This window comes from Enterobacter sp. DC4, assembly GCF_000568095.1.
Taxonomy (GTDB): domain Bacteria; phylum Pseudomonadota; class Gammaproteobacteria; order Enterobacterales; family Enterobacteriaceae; genus Enterobacter; species Enterobacter pseudoroggenkampii.
Genome location: NZ_AZUB01000004.1, coordinates 358,763 through 374,571, shown reverse-complemented (window position 1 = coordinate 374,571; position 15,809 = coordinate 358,763). Strand labels below are relative to the sequence as shown.

16 protein-coding genes are annotated in these 15,809 nt (G+C 57.3%); all 16 read left to right on the top strand.

Translation table 11 applies throughout. From position 1 onward, the window contains the following. Positions 1-224: 224 nt before the first annotated feature. The 16 genes from maeB (at position 225) to eutL (ending at position 15,799) form a co-directional block, all read left to right on the top strand. Positions 225-2,504, top strand: coding sequence for an NADP-dependent oxaloacetate-decarboxylating malate dehydrogenase (gene maeB / locus P349_RS10320; RefSeq protein WP_032646743.1), 2,280 nt, complete (start codon positions 225-227; stop codon positions 2,502-2,504). Positions 2,505-2,664: 160 nt separating this feature from the next. Then, positions 2,665-3,000 (top strand): ethanolamine utilization microcompartment protein EutS, encoded by a 336-nt coding sequence (gene eutS, locus P349_RS10325; RefSeq protein WP_024907587.1) that lies wholly within the window; start codon positions 2,665-2,667, stop codon positions 2,998-3,000. A 12-nt stretch (positions 3,001-3,012) separates the two neighbouring features. Then, positions 3,013-3,492, top strand: a complete 480-nt coding sequence (gene eutP, locus P349_RS10330) for an ethanolamine utilization acetate kinase EutP (protein WP_032646741.1) — start codon at positions 3,013-3,015, stop codon at positions 3,490-3,492. Further along, the gene (eutQ, locus tag P349_RS10335; protein ID WP_032646740.1) at positions 3,470-4,174 is read left to right on the top strand and encodes an ethanolamine utilization acetate kinase EutQ; all 705 of its coding nucleotides are present in this window, start codon (positions 3,470-3,472) and stop codon (positions 4,172-4,174) included. Before eutP ends, eutQ begins: the two co-directional genes overlap by 23 nt. Before the next feature lie 9 nt (positions 4,175-4,183). Next, positions 4,184-4,987, top strand: coding sequence for an ethanolamine utilization cob(I)yrinic acid a,c-diamide adenosyltransferase EutT (eutT, locus tag P349_RS10340; RefSeq protein ID WP_032646738.1), 804 nt, complete (start codon positions 4,184-4,186; stop codon positions 4,985-4,987). Beyond that, the gene (pta, locus tag P349_RS10345) at positions 4,984-6,000 is read left to right on the top strand and encodes a phosphate acetyltransferase (RefSeq protein WP_032646734.1); all 1,017 of its coding nucleotides are present in this window, start codon (positions 4,984-4,986) and stop codon (positions 5,998-6,000) included. The genes eutT and pta overlap by 4 nt, the downstream gene beginning before the upstream one ends. A 40-nt stretch (positions 6,001-6,040) precedes the next feature. Next, complete coding sequence (gene eutM, locus P349_RS10350) at positions 6,041-6,334, top strand: ethanolamine utilization microcompartment protein EutM (protein WP_003835054.1); 294 nt, start codon at positions 6,041-6,043, stop codon at positions 6,332-6,334. A 114-nt stretch (positions 6,335-6,448) separates the two neighbouring features. Beyond that, positions 6,449-6,736, top strand: a complete 288-nt coding sequence (eutN, locus tag P349_RS10355; protein ID WP_024907592.1) for an ethanolamine utilization microcompartment protein EutN — start codon at positions 6,449-6,451, stop codon at positions 6,734-6,736. A gap of 11 nt (positions 6,737-6,747) precedes the next feature. Next, a complete protein-coding gene (locus P349_RS10360) occupies positions 6,748-8,151 on the top strand; it encodes an aldehyde dehydrogenase family protein (RefSeq protein WP_032646731.1) in 1,404 nt (467 codons plus the stop codon). A gap of 12 nt (positions 8,152-8,163) precedes the next feature. Next, positions 8,164-9,003, top strand: a complete 840-nt coding sequence (eutJ, locus tag P349_RS10365) for an ethanolamine utilization protein EutJ (protein WP_032646729.1) — start codon at positions 8,164-8,166, stop codon at positions 9,001-9,003. After that, positions 8,993-10,180, top strand: coding sequence for an ethanolamine utilization ethanol dehydrogenase EutG (gene eutG, locus P349_RS10370; protein ID WP_032646727.1), 1,188 nt, complete (start codon positions 8,993-8,995; stop codon positions 10,178-10,180). The genes eutJ and eutG overlap by 11 nt, the downstream gene beginning before the upstream one ends. A gap of 27 nt (positions 10,181-10,207) precedes the next feature. Beyond that, on the top strand, positions 10,208-11,440 hold the full coding sequence (gene eutH / locus P349_RS10375; protein WP_032646725.1) for an ethanolamine utilization protein EutH: 1,233 nt from the start codon (positions 10,208-10,210) through the stop codon (positions 11,438-11,440). Then, complete coding sequence (gene eutA, locus P349_RS10380; protein ID WP_032646722.1) at positions 11,437-12,840, top strand: ethanolamine ammonia-lyase reactivating factor EutA; 1,404 nt, start codon at positions 11,437-11,439, stop codon at positions 12,838-12,840. The genes eutH and eutA overlap by 4 nt, the downstream gene beginning before the upstream one ends. 11 nt (positions 12,841-12,851) lie before the next feature. Beyond that, the gene (gene eutB / locus P349_RS10385) at positions 12,852-14,213 is read left to right on the top strand and encodes an ethanolamine ammonia-lyase subunit alpha (protein ID WP_003038029.1); all 1,362 of its coding nucleotides are present in this window, start codon (positions 12,852-12,854) and stop codon (positions 14,211-14,213) included. A gap of 20 nt (positions 14,214-14,233) precedes the next feature. Further along, a complete protein-coding gene (gene eutC / locus P349_RS10390; RefSeq protein ID WP_032646719.1) occupies positions 14,234-15,130 on the top strand; it encodes an ethanolamine ammonia-lyase subunit EutC in 897 nt (298 codons plus the stop codon). Between the two features lie 9 nt (positions 15,131-15,139). Next, positions 15,140-15,799, top strand: a complete 660-nt coding sequence (eutL, locus tag P349_RS10395; protein WP_024907599.1) for an ethanolamine utilization microcompartment protein EutL — start codon at positions 15,140-15,142, stop codon at positions 15,797-15,799. Positions 15,800-15,809: the final 10 nt, after the last annotated feature.

The following is a 15,809-nucleotide window of genomic DNA, read 5'->3' as shown; positions in this document are numbered from 1 at the left end:
AAAGCGTTAGCTGAGTGCGTTAGTTCACACTTCTGGAAAAATCATGATGGACTTAACAAAAAAGCATAGCAGACGGGGGAGGCATTGCTTTTGAGACGGGTAACATGGCTGTTATAAATTGATAACAATTTTTAATGTGTGATGGTGAGAGTTTGGCAGCCTTCAAAGTTTATGCGCTGTCCTGCGGCGATACTATCTGACCGATACGTAAAAGGAATAACAAGATGGACGATCAGTTAAAACAGAGTGCCCTCGATTTTCACGAGTTTCCTGTCCCGGGGAAAATCCAGGTCTCCCCAACCAAGCCGCTGGCAACCCAGCGCGATCTGGCGCTGGCCTATTCGCCAGGCGTAGCTGCCCCGTGTCTGGAAATTGAAAAAGACCCGCTGGCGGCCTACAAATACACCGCGCGTGGCAACCTTGTCGCCGTGATCTCTAACGGCACGGCGGTGCTGGGGCTGGGCAACATCGGTGCGCTGGCCGGTAAACCGGTGATGGAAGGGAAGGGGGTACTGTTCAAGAAATTCGCCGGTATCGACGTGTTCGATATCGAGGTGGATGAGCTCGACCCTGACAAATTCATCAACGTGGTGGCCGCGCTGGAGCCGACCTTCGGCGGGATTAACCTGGAAGACATCAAAGCGCCGGAATGTTTCTATATCGAGCAGAAGCTGCGCGAGCGTATGAACATTCCCGTGTTCCATGATGACCAACACGGGACCGCGATTATCAGCACCGCCGCGATTCTGAACGGCCTGCGCGTGGTAGAGAAAAATCTCTCCGACGTGCGCATGGTGGTTTCTGGCGCAGGCGCCGCGGCTATCGCCTGTATGAATCTGCTGGTGGCGCTGGGTATGCAGAAACACAACATTGTGGTCTGCGATTCCAAAGGCGTTATCTATAAAGACCGTGAGCCGAACATGGCTGAAACCAAAGCGGCCTATGCGGTGGAAGACGACGGTAAACGCACCCTGGACGAGGTGATCGACGGCGCGGATATCTTCCTCGGCTGCTCGGGTCCGAAAGTGTTGACCCAGGAGATGGTGAAGAAGATGGCGCGTGCGCCAATGATCCTGGCCCTGGCGAACCCGGAGCCGGAAATCCTGCCGCCGCTGGCGAAAGCGGTGCGTGAAGACGCCATTATCTGTACCGGTCGTTCTGACTACCCGAACCAGGTCAACAACGTACTCTGCTTCCCGTTCATCTTCCGCGGTGCGCTGGACGTCGGCGCAACGGCGATCAACGAAGAGATGAAGCTTGCCGCCGTTCACGCCATCGCGGAGCTGGCGCACGCCGAGCAGAGCGAAGTGGTCGCGTCTGCGTACGGCGACCAGGATCTGAGCTTCGGTCCGGACTACATCATTCCAAAACCGTTCGACCCGCGTCTGATTGTCAAAATTGCTCCCGCGGTGGCCAAAGCGGCGATGGACTCCGGCGTGGCGACGCGTCCGATTCACGATTTCGACGCTTACGTCGATAAGCTCACCGAATTTGTCTATAAAACCAACCTGTTCATGAAGCCAATCTTCTCCCAGGCGCGCGCCGACGCGAAGCGTGTCGTGCTGGCGGAAGGGGAAGAGGCGCGCGTGCTGCACGCCACCCAGGAGCTGATCACCTTAGGCCTGGCGAAACCGATCCTGATTGGTCGTCCGAGCGTGATCGAAATGCGTATCCAGAAGCTGGGCCTGCAGATTAAGCCGGGCGTCGACTTCGAGATCGTTAACAACGAATCCGATCCGCGCTTCAAAGAGTACTGGAGCGAATACTACGCGATCATGAAACGGCGGGGGATCACTCAGGAGCAGGCGCAGAAAGCGGTGATCAGCAACACGACGGTGATCGGCGCGATCATGGTCCATCGCGGCGAGGCGGATGCGCTGATCTGCGGCACCATCGGCGATTACCACGAGCACTTTAGCGTGGTGCAGGAGATCTTCGGCTATCGCGACGGCGTCCATACCGCTGGGGCGATGAACGCGCTGCTGCTGCCAAGCGGCAACACCTTTATTGCCGATACCTACGTTAACGACGACCCGACCCCGGACGAGCTGGCGGAGATCACCGTGATGGCCGCCGAGACCGTGCGTCGCTTTGGTATTGAGCCGAAGGTGGCGCTGCTGTCGCACTCTAACTTTGGTTCGTCTAAATCCGCGGCGGCCTGCAAAATGCGTGAGACGCTGGCGCTGGTGCGCGAGCGCGCGCCGGAGCTGATGATTGACGGGGAAATGCACGGCGATGCGGCGCTGGTGGAGAGCATCCGTAACGAACGTATGCCGGACAGCCCGCTGAAGGGATCGGCTAACATCCTGATTATGCCGAACGTGGAAGCGGCGCGTATCAGCTATAACCTGCTGCGCGTCTCCAGCTCTGAAGGGGTGACCGTAGGACCGGTGCTGATGGGCGTGGCGAAACCGGTGCATGTATTAACGCCGATTGCCTCCGTGCGTCGTATCGTGAACATGGTGGCGCTGGCGGTGGTTGAGGCGCAGACGCAGCCGCTGTAATATCACTTTAATTTATTTCCGGCGCGGGTTTCTCCCGCGCCTTTTTATTTTCCCTTTCTTAGTGATCCACTTCACCTTTTAAACCTGGTTGCCGAATTTTGTTATTTGCTCTGACAAAAAATTGCCACGATGAGGGCAGTTTTAGAGGAGGCGGTGAGCAATGGAAAAAGAACGCATTATCCAGGAATTTGTGCCGGGGAAACAGGTCACGCTGGCGCATCTCATTGCGCACCCCGGAGAGGAACTGGCGAAAAAGATCGGCGTTCCCGAAGCCGGTGCCATCGGCATCATGACGCTGACGCCAGGGGAAACGGCGATGATTGCCGGTGACTTAGCCCTGAAGGCGGCAGATGTACATATCGGTTTTCTCGATAGATTCAGCGGTGCGCTGGTTATCTACGGCTCGGTAGGCGCGGTAGAAGAAGCGTTATTACAGACGGTAAGTGGTCTGGGCCGGTTATTAAATTTCACATTGTGCAATCTGACAAAAAGTTAATCAGAGGCGGCGATGAAACGTATTGCGTTTGTCGGTACGGTGGGGGCGGGGAAAACGACGCTCTTTAATGCGCTACAGGGAAATTATTCCCTCGCCAGAAAAACACAGGCCGTGGAGTTTAATGAGAATGGCGATATCGATACGCCAGGGGAATATTTTAGCCATCCTCGCTGGTATCACGCCTTAATTACCACGCTGCAGGATGTCGATACGTTGATTTATATACATGCGGCAAATGATAAAGAAAGTCGCTTACCTGCCGGGCTGCTGGATATTGGCGCAAGTAAACGACAAATCGCCGTTATCAGCAAAACGGACCTGCCGGATGCCGACGTCGCGGCAACGCAACAACTTCTTTGCGGGATGGGGTTTCAGGAGCCGATTTTTGAGCTCAATAGCCATGACCCGCGCAGCGTGCAGCATCTGGTGGATTATCTGACTGAGCTCAGCCAAAAGGAGGAAAGGGCAGGTGAAAAAACTCATCACAGCTAACGATATTCGTGCGGCCCACGCACGCGGCGAACAGGAAATGTCAGTTGTTCTGCGCGCCAGCATCATCACCCCGGAGGCGCGCGAAGTTGCGGAGCTGCTGGGCGTCACCATCAGCGAATGCGATGAATCCACGCCATGCGCTGCCGCTGCTAAACCGGCTGCGGTGATTGATGGCAAAACGGAAAACCAACGCATTCGCGAAACCATCATTGCACAGTTACCGGAAGGACAGTTTACCGAAAGCCTGGTTGCCCAACTGATGGACAAAGTCATGAAGGAGAAACAGTCGCTGGAGCAGGGCGGAATGCAGCCGAGCTTTCACTCGGTGACTGGTAAAGGCGGCGTCAAAGTCATCGACGGCAGTAGCGTGAAGTTTGGTCGTTTTGACGGCGCACAGCCGCACTGTGTGGGGTTAACCGATCTGGTGACCGACCAGGACGGCAGCAGTATGGCCGCCGGGTTCATGCAGTGGGATAACGCCTTTTTCCCATGGACGCTGAACTACGACGAAATCGACATGATTCTGGAAGGTGAGCTGCACGTTCGTCACGAAGGCGAAACCATGATTGCTAAAGTCGGGGACGTGATGTTTATCCCGAAAGGCTCCAGCATCGAATTTGGTACGCCCTCGACGGTGAAGTTTCTGTATGTGGCCTGGCCTGCGAACTGGCAGTCCTGCTAAGGCGGATGTATGAAGGATTTCATTACCGAAGCATGGCTCAGAGCGAATCATACGCTCAGCGAAGGGGCTGAAATTCATCTCCCCGCTGACGCTCGCCTGACGCCGTCTGCCCGGGAATTACTGGAAAGCCGACATCTGCGCATTAAGTTTATCGACGAGCAGGGCAGCCTGTTTATTGCTGACGAAGACCAGCAGCCGCAGCCGGTGCATGGGTTAACCAGCAGCGATACGCATCCACAGGCCAGCTGCGAACTGTGTCATCAACCGGTGGCGAAGAAACCTGACACGCTGACGCATCTGACGGCGGACAAGATGGTTGCCAAAAGTGATCCGCGCCTGGGATTTCGCGCCGCGCTGGACAGCACCATCGCGCTGGCCGTGTGGTTGCAGATAGAGCTTGGGCAACCGTGGCAGCCGTGGCTTTCGGATATCCGTTCGCGCCTGGGCAACATTATGCGCGCCGATGCGATGGACGAGCTGCTGGGAGCACAAGCTATCGTCGGCTTAAGTGACGACGATTTACACCGCCTTTCGCATCAGCCGCTGCGCTATCTGGACCACGACCATCTGGTGCCTGAAGCCAGTCACGGACATGATTGCGCGCTGCTTAATCTGCTGCGTACCAAAGTCCGTGAAACGGAGACGGTGGCGGCCCAGGTTTTCATCACCCGTAGTTTTGAAGTCATGCGACCGGACATCATGCAGGCGCTCAACCGCCTTTCCAGTACGGTCTACGTCATGATGGTTCTGAGCGTTGCGAAGCACCCGCTGACGGTTAGCCAAATTCAACAGCGACTGGAGGAGAAACCGTGATCATTGAACGTGCTCGTCAACTCTCCCACCGCTCACCTGCACGGGTGGTGTTTCCGGATGCGCTGGATGTTCGGGTACTGAAGGCGGCAAATTACCTGCATCAGCACCGTCTGGCGCGTCCCATTCTCGTCGCCAGCCCGTTTGCGCTGCGCCAGTTTGCTCTCAGCCACCGGGTGGGGATGGATGGCATTCAGGTTATCGATCCGCAAAGCAACCTGCCAATGCGTGAAGAGTTTGCGCTGCGCTGGTTGGCCCGCGCGGGAGATAAAACGCCTGCGGATGCAGGGGAAAAACTCAACGATCCGCTGATGTTCGCCGCGGCAATGGTCAGCGCGGGTAAAGCTGACGTCTGTATTGCGGGCAATCTATCGTCGACGGCAAACGTGCTGCGCGCCGGTTTGCGCATTATTGGGCTACAGCCAGGCTGTAAAACGCTGTCGTCAATTTTCCTGATGCTGCCACAGTATCTCGGGCCGTCATTAGGGTTTGCCGATTGCAGCGTCGTGCCGCAGCCCACCGCCGCACAGCTGGCGGATATTGCGATTGCCAGCGCGCAGACATGGCAGGGGATCACGGGGGAAGAGCCGCGCGTGGCCATGCTGTCGTTTTCAAGTAATGGCAGCGCTCGCCATCCCAACGTCGCTAACGTGCAGCAGGCGACGGAGATTGTTCGTGAGCGTGCCCCGCAGCTTATCGTGGATGGCGAACTGCAATTTGATGCCGCCTTTGTTCCGGAAGTCGCCGCGCAAAAAGCGCCCGCCAGTCCGTTAAAGGGCAATGCCAACGTGATGGTTTTCCCGTCGCTGGAGGCAGGCAATATTGGCTACAAAATCGCCCAGCGTTTGGGAGGGTATCGCGCCGTTGGTCCCTTGATTCAGGGACTTGCCGCACCGCTTCACGACCTCTCTCGCGGCTGTAGCGTACAGGAAATTATCGAACTGGCGTTGGTGGCCGCTGTGCCGCGCCAGACTGACGTGAGTCGTGAAAACGCCTCGCACACACTGGTTGTATAAGGTCCCGTTCTGGACCCCTTTGACTTAAGAGGAAAGCAAAATGGAAGCATTAGGAATGATTGAAACCCGGGGCCTGGTTGCACTGATTGAGGCTTCTGACGCAATGGTTAAAGCGGCACGTGTGAAACTGGTTGGCGTGAAGCAGATCGGTGGCGGTCTGGTCACTGCTATGGTCCGTGGCGACGTAGCGGCATGTAAAGCGGCAACAGACGCAGGTGCTGCGGCTGCACAGCGTATTGGCGAGCTGGTTTCCGTACACGTGATCCCGCGTCCGCATGGCGATCTGGAAGAAGTGTTCCCGATCAGCTTTAAAGGCGACAGCAACGACATGTAAGTCGTCCATGTGACGCCACAAATTTCATTGCTGGCGTCACCCTCTCTCCTTTTCACATTACCTTCTGCGGAGGGTAGGGGGAGGTTTTACCTGAAATATGCCACGGAGGCGCGTATGAAACTGGCAATCGTCACAGGACAAATTGTTTGTACCGTACGCCATCAGGGGCTCGCGCACGACAAGTTGCTGATGGTGGAAATGATTGATGCCCAGGGTAATCCCGACGGCCAGTGTGCTGTTGCTATCGACAGCATCGGAGCGGGAACCGGGGAGTGGGTGCTGCTGGTCAGCGGCAGCTCAGCCCGTCAGGCGCACCGTCACGAATCATCACCTGTCGATCTGTGCGTGATTGGCATCGTCGATGAAGTGGTGGCTGGTGGCCAGGTGATCTTCCATAAATAAGGCAGAAAATCATGAATCAACAGGATATTGAACAGGTCGTGAAAGCGGTGCTGCTGAAAATGAAAGACAGCAGCCAGCCCGTCAGTGCCGTTCAAGAAATGGGCGTTTTTGCCTCCCTGGATGACGCAGTGACGGCAGCAAAACTGGCCCAGCAGGGGTTGAAAAGGGTCGCCATGCGTCAGTTGGCTATCGCGGCTCTTCGCGAGGCGGGCGAAAAGCACGCCAGAGAATTAGCGGAACTTGCCGTCACAGAAACCGGCATGGGACGCGTTGACGATAAATTTGCCAAAAACGTGGCGCAGGCACGCGGTACGCCGGGGGTGGAATGCCTGTCTCCACAGGTCCTGACCGGCGATAACGGTCTGACGCTGATTGAAAATGCGCCGTGGGGCGTGGTGGCCTCGGTGACGCCGTCTACCAACCCTGCCGCAACTGTTATTAACAACGCCATCAGCCTGATTGCCGCTGGCAACAGCGTGGTCTTCGCTCCGCATCCTGCGGCAAAAAAAGTCTCTCAGCGCGCCATTACGCTGCTTAACCAGGCGATTGTTGCCGCAGGCGGCCCGGCAAACCTGCTGGTGACCGTTGCCAATCCGGATATCGAAACCGCCCAGCGCCTGTTCAAGTACCCAGGCATCGGCCTGCTGGTGGTGACCGGCGGTGAAGCCGTAGTGGATGCTGCGCGTAAGCACACCAACAAGCGTCTGATTGCCGCCGGTGCGGGTAACCCGCCGGTGGTGGTGGATGAAACGGCCGACCTGGCCCGCGCGGCGCAGTCGATCGTCAAAGGCGCATCGTTTGATAACAACATCATCTGCGCCGATGAAAAAGTCCTGATCGTCGTGGATAGCGTTGCCGACGAACTGATGCGCCTGATGGAAAGCCAGCATGCGGTGAAACTGACTGCGGCTCAGGCCGAACAGCTGCAACCTGTGCTGCTGAATAATATCGATGAGCGCGGTAAAGGCACGGTCAGTCGTGACTGGGTAGGCCGCGATGCAGGAAAAATCGCGGCGACGATTGGTCTGACCGTACCAGAGCAAACGCGGCTGTTATTCGTCGAAACCTCAGCGACGCATCCGTTTGCCGTCACCGAATTGATGATGCCGGTGCTGCCTGTCGTGCGGGTCGCCAGCGTCGATGAGGCCATTGAACTGGCGGTCAAGCTTGAAGGCGGCTGTCACCATACGGCGGCGATGCATTCGCGCAATATCGACAACATGAACCGCATGGCAAACGCCATTGATACCAGCATTTTCGTCAAGAACGGACCGTGTATTGCGGGGCTTGGGCTCGGCGGTGAAGGCTGGACCACGATGACCATTACCACACCAACCGGGGAAGGGGTGACCAGCGCGCGCACGTTTGTGCGTCTGCGTCGCTGTGTGTTGGTGGACGCCTTCAGAATTGTATAAGGAGTAAAAGGGATGGCGCACGACGAACAGCGTTGGCTGACACCCAGGCTGCAAAAAGCGGCAGCGCTATGTAACCAGACGCCTGCTGCGAGCGATTCACCGCTGTGGCTGGGCGTTGATTTGGGAACGTGTGATGTGGTGTCGATGGTTGTCGACAGTGACGGACAGCCGGTTGCGGTTTGCCTGGACTGGGCCGATGTCGTGCGCGATGGCATCGTCTGGGATTTCTTCGGCGCGGTGACCCTCGTTCGTCGCCATCTCGATACGCTCGAACAACAGCTGGGTTGCCGCTTTACCCATGCGGCAACCTCGTTTCCACCGGGAACGGACCGGCGCATTTCGATCAACGTGCTGGAGTCTGCCGGACTTGAAGTGAGTCATGTGCTCGACGAACCGACCGCGGTGGCGGACCTGTTGCAGCTCGATAACGCTGGCGTGGTGGATATCGGGGGCGGTACCACCGGGATTGCCATTGTTAAACAGGGCAAAGTGATCTATTCCGCCGATGAAGCGACCGGCGGGCACCATATTTCTCTGACGCTCGCCGGGAACCGTCGCATCCAGTTGGAGGAAGCCGAGCAGTACAAGCGCAGCAATGGCAAAGAAATCTGGCCAGTGGTTAAGCCGGTCTACGAAAAGATGGCGGAAATCGTGGCTCACCATATAGCCGGACAGGGCGTCGCTGACTTGTGGCTGGCCGGTGGCTCCTGTATGCAGCCGGGCGTTGATGAACTGTTCCGTAAGCGTTTCCCGAAGCTGCAGGTGCATTTACCCCAGCACAGCCTGTTTATGACTCCGCTGGCGATTGCAAATAGCGGAAAAGAAAAAGCGGAAGGAATCTATGCAAGCTGAATTGCAGACCGCGCTCTTTCAGGCATTCGATACCCTGAATCTGCAACGCGTAAAAACGTTTAGCGTTCCACCGGTTACGTTATGTGGACTGGGAGCGCTGAGTACCTGTGGGCAGGAAGCAAAAGCGCGCGGACTGACGCATATGTTCGTCATGGTTGATCGTTTCCTGCATCAGGCGGGGATGACCGCTGCACTGGAGCGCAGCCTGGCGATGAAAGGCGTGGCGATGACGCTGTGGCCATGTCCGGCGGGCGAACCGTGCATTACGGACGTCTGCGCGGCGGTCGCGCAATTGCGTGAATCGAAGTGCGATAGCGTTGTGGCCTTCGGCGGCGGTTCCGTACTGGATGCCGCAAAGGCAGTCGCGTTGCTGGTGACCAACCCCACGCAGACGCTGGCTGACATGACGGAGCACAGCGTGTTGCGTGCGCGTCTGCCGCTGATTGCGGTGCCAACTACCGCCGGAACGGGCTCAGAAACCACTAACGTCACGGTGATTATCGACGCCGCGACAGGACTTAAACAAGTGCTGGCCCACGCAATGCTGATGCCGGATGTGGCGATCCTTGACGCCGCGCTGACGGAAGGTGTGCCCGCACACGTCACGGCGATGACCGGGATCGATGCGCTGACGCACGCCGTTGAAGCATATAGCGCGTTGAACGCGACGCCGTTTACCGACAGCCTGGCGATTGGCGCGATTGCGATGATCGGTAAATCGCTGCCAAAGGCCGTCGGCTACGGTCAGGATCTGGCGGCGCGGGAAAGCATGCTGCTGGCGTCCTGCATGGCGGGAATGGCGTTTTCAAGCGCGGGACTGGGCTTGTGTCATGCGATGGCGCACCAGCCGGGCGCTGCGCTGCATATCCCGCACGGACAGGCTAACGCCATGCTGCTGCCCACGGTAATGGGGTTCAACCGCATGGTGTGTCGTGAGCGCTTCAGCCATATCGGACGGGCGTTAACTAACAAGAAGTCGGACGATCGCGATGCCATCAACGCCGTCAGCGAGTTGATTAGTGAAGTGGGCCAGACAAAACGACTCTCTGACGTTGGGGCAAAGCCCGAGCATTACAGCGCATGGGCGCATGCCGCGCTGGAGGATATTTGTATTCGCAGTAACCCACGCACAGCCACGCAGGCCGACATTATCGCGTTGTATGCGACGGCACAATAAATACACATATGACAGGGAGTGAAGGTTATGGGAATTAACGAAATCATCATGTACATCATGATGTTCTTTATGCTGATTGCCGCCGTGGACAGGATCCTGTCGCAGTTCGGCGGTTCGGCGCGCTTCCTCGGTAAGTTCGGTAAGAGTATTGAGGGTTCGGGCGGCCAGTTTGAAGAAGGTTTCATGGCGATGGGCGCGCTGGGCCTGGCAATGGTCGGTATGACCGCGCTGGCACCCGTACTGGCGCATGTGCTTGGGCCGGTGATTATTCCGCTGTACGAAATGCTGGGCGCAAACCCGTCGATGTTTGCCGGAACGCTGCTGGCGTGCGATATGGGCGGCTTCTTCCTGGCGAAAGAACTGGCGGGCGGCGACGTTGCGGCGTGGCTGTACTCTGGCCTGATCCTCGGAGCGATGATGGGGCCGACGCTGGTCTTCTCCATTCCGGTTGCGCTGGGAATTATTGAACCGTCTGATCGTCGTTATCTGGCGCTGGGCGTGCTGGCCGGTATTGTCACCATTCCAGTTGGCTGTATTGCGGGTGGTTTGGTCGCGATGTACTCCGGCGTCGAAATCAATGGTCAGCCGGTGGAGTTCACCTTTGCGCTGATCCTGATGAACATGATCCCGGTGCTGATCGTGGCCGTGCTGGTGGCGCTGGGATTGAAATTCATCCCGGAAAAAATGATCAACGGCTTCCAGATCTTCGCGAAATTCCTCGTGGCGCTGATCACCCTCGGTCTGGCGGCTGCGGTGATCAAATTCCTGCTTGGCTGGGAGCTGATTCCGGGTCTTGATCCTATCTTCATGGCACCGGGAGACAGGCCGGGTGAAGTGATGCGCGCCATCGAAGTTATCGGTTCTATTTCCTGTGTGCTGCTGGGCGCCTACCCGATGGTGCTGCTGTTGACCCGCTGGTTTGAAAAACCGCTGATGAGCGTCGGCAACCTGTTAAACGTTAATAACATTGCGGCTGCGGGGATGGTCGCGACGCTGGCGAACAACATCCCGATGTTCGGCATGATGAAGAATATGGATACCCGCGGCAAAGTGATCAACTGCGCCTTTGCGGTCTCCGCGGCCTTTGCTCTGGGGGACCACTTAGGCTTCGCCGCTGCCAACATGAACGCGATGATCTTCCCAATGATTGTCGGCAAGTTGATCGGCGGTGTGACGGCGATTGGCGTGGCTATGCTGTTAGTACCGAAAGACGAAGATGTTCCGGCACCAGCAGACACTCATCCGGAGGCGCAATCGTGAATATTCGCCAGCTACTCAGCGTCGGTATCGATATCGGCACCACCACCACTCAGGTGATCTTCTCGCGCCTTGAGCTGGTCAACCGTGCGGCAGTGTCGCAGGTGCCGCGCTACGAATTCATCAAACGCGAAGTTAGCTGGCAAAGCCCGGTGTTTTTTACCCCGGTTGATAAACAGGGCGGGTTGAAAGAGGCCGAACTTAAGGCGCTGATCCTCGCCCAGTATCAGGCGGCGGGCATCAAGCCTGAGGCCGTCGATTCCGGTGCGATCATCATTACCGGAGAAAGCGCCAAAACCCGCAACGCACGACCCGCAGTGATGGCGCTCTCCCAGTCGCTGGGGGACTTTGTGGTTGCCAGCGCCGGCCCGCATCTGGAATCGGTGATTGCCGGTCAAGGCGCGGGAGTGCAAACCCTGTCCGAGCAAAAAATGTGCCGGGTACTGAATATCGACATCGGCGGCGGGACGTCGAACTACGTCCTGTTCGATGCCGGAAAGGTCAGCGGTTCGGCCTGCCTGAACGTTGGTGGAAGGCTTCTGGAAACGGACGGTCAGGGGCGAGTGGTGCATGCGCATCAACCGGGGCAGATGATTGTTGATGACGTATTTGGTCCGGGCTTTGACGCCCGAACTCTCAATGCGGGGCAGCTTGTTCAGGTGGCCAGACGGATGGCGGCGCTGATTGTGGAGGTGATTGACGGCACGCTTTCACCGCTGGCGCAGGCGATGATGCAAACCGGTTTACTGCCTGCGGGTGTGAAACCGGATGTGATTACGCTTTCAGGGGGAGTGGGCGAATGCTACCGCAACCAACCAGCCGATCCGTTCTGTTTTTCCGATATCGGGCCGCTCCTCGCCACGGCGCTGCATGAACATCCGCGTCTGCGTGAGATGAACGTGCAGTTCCCGGCGCAGACCGTGCGTGCCACGGTGATTGGTGCCGGTGCGCATACGCTGTCGCTTTCGGGCAGCACTATCTGGCTGGAAGGCGTGGCGCTTCCGCTGCGCAATCTGCCGGTGGCGATTCCGGTTGATGAGGCTGATCTGGTTGCCGCCTGGCAGCAAGCGCTGATGCAACTCGATCTGGATCCGCAAACGGACGCCTACGTGCTGGCGCTGCCCGGTTCGCTCCCGGTGCGCTACGCCGCGCTATTAACGGTGATTGATGCGCTGCTGGCCTTTGTCGCGCGCTATCCGAATCCGCATCCCCTGCTGGTGGTAGCCGAGCAGGATTTTGGTAAAGCCCTGGGCATGCTGTTACGCCCACAGTTACAGCAACACCCGCTGGCGGTCATCGATGAGGTGGTTGTCCGGGCGGGGGACTATATCGACATTGGTACGCCTCTTTTTGGCGGATCGGTTGTGCCGGTGACGGTGAAATCACTCGCATTTCCTTCCTGAGGGAACGACTTATGAAACTAAAGACCACATTGTTCGGCAATGTTTATCAGTTTAAGGATGTGAAAGAGGTGCTGGCAAAAGCCAACGAACTGCGTTCGGGGGATGTGCTGGCAGGGGTAGCTGCAACCAGTTCGCAGGAGCGCGTGGCGGCCAAGCAGGTGCTGTCAGAAATGACGGTGGCGGATATCCGCAATAACCCGGTGATTTCCTATGAAGAGGACTGCGTCACGCGTCTGATTCAGGATGACGTCAACGAAACGGCCTATAACCGCATCAAAAACTGGAGCATCAGCGAACTGCGCGAGTACGTGCTGAGCGATGAAACCTCCGTTGATGACATTGCGTTTACGCGTAAAGGGTTAACGTCGGAAGTGGTCGCCGCGGTAGCAAAAATCTGCTCTAACGCGGACCTGATCTACGGCGGTAAGAAAATGCCGGTGATCAAAAAGGCCAACACCACTATTGGTCTTCCTGGCACTTTCAGCTGCCGTTTACAGCCGAACGACACCCGTGATGACGTGCAGAGTATTGCGGCACAAATCTACGAGGGACTCTCCTTCGGTGCGGGCGATGCGGTAATTGGCGTAAACCCGGTAACGGATGATGTGGAAAACTTAAGCCGCGTACTGGATACCGTGTACGGCGTTATCGATAAATTCAACATCCCGACCCAGGGCTGCGTACTGGCACACGTTACCACCCAGATCGAAGCGATCCGTCGCGGCGCGCCGGGCGGGCTGATTTTCCAGAGTATCTGCGGCAGCGAGAAAGGCTTAAAAGAGTTCGGCGTTGAGCTGGCTATGCTGGATGAAGCACGCGCAGTGGGCGCGGAGTTCAACCGCATCGCCGGTGAAAACTGCCTGTACTTCGAAACCGGACAAGGGTCTGCGCTCTCCGCAGGCGCTAACTTCGGTGCCGATCAGGTGACGATGGAAGCGCGTAACTACGGGCTGGCGCGTCACTACGATCCGTTTCTGGTGAACACCGTGGTGGGCTTTATCGGGCCGGAGTATCTGTACAACGATCGTCAGATTATTCGCGCGGGTCTGGAAGATCACTTTATGGGCAAGCTGAGTGGCATCTCAATGGGCTGCGACTGCTGCTACACCAACCATGCTGATGCTGACCAGAACCTCAACGAAAACCTGATGATTCTGCTCGCCACCGCTGGCTGCAACTACATCATGGGCATGCCGCTCGGTGACGACATCATGCTCAACTATCAGACCACCGCCTTTCACGATACCGCCACCGTCCGTCAGTTGCTGAATTTACGGCCGTCGCCGGAGTTTGAACGCTGGCTGGAAACCATGGGCATTATGGCAAACGGTCGTCTGACCAAACGGGCGGGCGATCCGTCACTGTTCTTCTGATGACGCGGGGATGACACACGATGGATCAAAAACAGATTGAAGAAATTGTACGCAGCGTTATGGCGTCAATGGGAGAGTCGCAGCCGCAGGCGCAAGCGTCGTCACCTGAAGAGAAATGTAGCACCGCGCAGTGTGCTGCACCAACGGGTGAAAGCTGTGCAATGGATTTAGGCTCAGCCGAGGCCAAAGCGTGGATTGGCGTTGAGAACCCGCATCGCGCAGAGGTGTTGACCGAGCTGCGTCGCAGCACCGCCGCGCGTGTATGTACCGGCCGTGCCGGTCCACGCCCGCGCACTCAGGCGCTGCTGCGTTTCCTGGCCGATCACTCGCGTTCAAAAGACACGGTGTTGAAAGAAGTGCCCGAAGAGTGGGTAAAAGCCCAGGGGCTGCTGGAAGTACGCTCGGAAATCATTGACAAAAACCTGTACCTGACTCGCCCGGATCTGGGGCGTCGTCTGAGTGCGGAAGCCATTGAAGCGCTGAAATCACAGTGTGTAATGAACCCGGATGTGCAGGTGATTATCTCTGATGGCCTGTCTACCGACGCCATCACCGCCAACTACGAAGAGATCCTGCCGCCGCTGTTGTCGGGCTTAAAACAGGCCGGATTGAAGGTTGGGACGCCGTTCTTTGTTCGCTATGGTCGCGTGAAAATCGAAGATCAGATCGGCGAACTGCTTGGTGCGAAAGCGGTGATCCTGCTGGTTGGGGAACGTCCGGGCCTTGGCCAGTCTGAAAGCCTTTCCTGCTATGCCGTCTATTCGCCGCGCGTGGCGACGACCGTTGAAGCTGACCGTACCTGTATCTCGAATATTCATCAGGGCGGTACGCCACCGGTTGAAGCGGCGGCGGTGATTGTGGATTTGGCCAGGCGCATGCTGGAGCAAAAAGCATCCGGCATCAATATGACCCGTTAAGGAGGCATCATGCCAGCATTAGATTTGATTAGACCTTCAGTCACCGCAATGCGCGTGATTGCCTCGGTAAATGACGGTTTTGCCCGTGAACTTAAATTACCGCCACATATACGTAGCCTTGGACTCATCACAGCAGATTCTGATGACGTGGCGTATATTGCCGCAGACGAAGCGACAAAACAGGCAATGGTCGAAGTGGTTTATGGCCGCTCGCTGTATGCCGGCGCGGCGCACAGCCCCTCTCCAACCTCGGGCGAAGTGCTGATTATGCTCGGAGGGCCAAACCCGGCCGAAGTTCGCGCAGGTCTGGACGCGATGGTGGCCAATATTGAAAGCGGTGCGGCGTTCCAGTGGGCAAATGACGCAGAAGATACCGCTTTCCTGGCGCATGTGGTTTCGCGTACCGGGTCGTATCTCTCGGCGACCGCAGGATGCCGACCTGGCGATCCGATGGCGTATCTGGTGGCGCCGCCGCTGGAGGCGACGTTGGGTATTGATGCTGCGCTGAAATCTGCTGATGTGCAGATTGTCACCTATGTGCCGCCACCGTCAGAAACCAACTATTCGGCCGCGTTTTTGACCGGTAGCCAGGCCGCCTGTAAAGCCGCCTGTAACGCCTTTGCCGATGCCGTGCTGGATATTGCCCGTAATCCAGTCCAGCGCGCGTAAGAGAGGTAGT

Bases quoted from the DNA above. Each gene is read 5' to 3' on its own strand.
- maeB (WP_032646743.1), top strand. From the start codon at position 225: ATGGACGATCAGTTAAAACAGAGTGCCCTCGATTTTCACGAGTTTCCT.
- eutS (WP_024907587.1), top strand. From the start codon at position 2,665: ATGGAAAAAGAACGCATTATCCAGGAATTTGTGCCGGGGAAACAGGTC.
- eutP (WP_032646741.1), top strand. From the start codon at position 3,013: ATGAAACGTATTGCGTTTGTCGGTACGGTGGGGGCGGGGAAAACGACG.
- eutT (WP_032646738.1), top strand. From the start codon at position 4,184: ATGAAGGATTTCATTACCGAAGCATGGCTCAGAGCGAATCATACGCTC.
- eutM (WP_003835054.1), top strand. From the start codon at position 6,041: ATGGAAGCATTAGGAATGATTGAAACCCGGGGCCTGGTTGCACTGATT.
- eutN (WP_024907592.1), top strand. From the start codon at position 6,449: ATGAAACTGGCAATCGTCACAGGACAAATTGTTTGTACCGTACGCCAT.
- P349_RS10360 (WP_032646731.1), top strand. From the start codon at position 6,748: ATGAATCAACAGGATATTGAACAGGTCGTGAAAGCGGTGCTGCTGAAA.
- eutJ (WP_032646729.1), top strand. From the start codon at position 8,164: ATGGCGCACGACGAACAGCGTTGGCTGACACCCAGGCTGCAAAAAGCG.
- eutG (WP_032646727.1), top strand. From the start codon at position 8,993: ATGCAAGCTGAATTGCAGACCGCGCTCTTTCAGGCATTCGATACCCTG.
- eutH (WP_032646725.1), top strand. From the start codon at position 10,208: ATGGGAATTAACGAAATCATCATGTACATCATGATGTTCTTTATGCTG.
- eutB (WP_003038029.1), top strand. From the start codon at position 12,852: ATGAAACTAAAGACCACATTGTTCGGCAATGTTTATCAGTTTAAGGAT.
- eutC (WP_032646719.1), top strand. From the start codon at position 14,234: ATGGATCAAAAACAGATTGAAGAAATTGTACGCAGCGTTATGGCGTCA.
- eutL (WP_024907599.1), top strand. From the start codon at position 15,140: ATGCCAGCATTAGATTTGATTAGACCTTCAGTCACCGCAATGCGCGTG.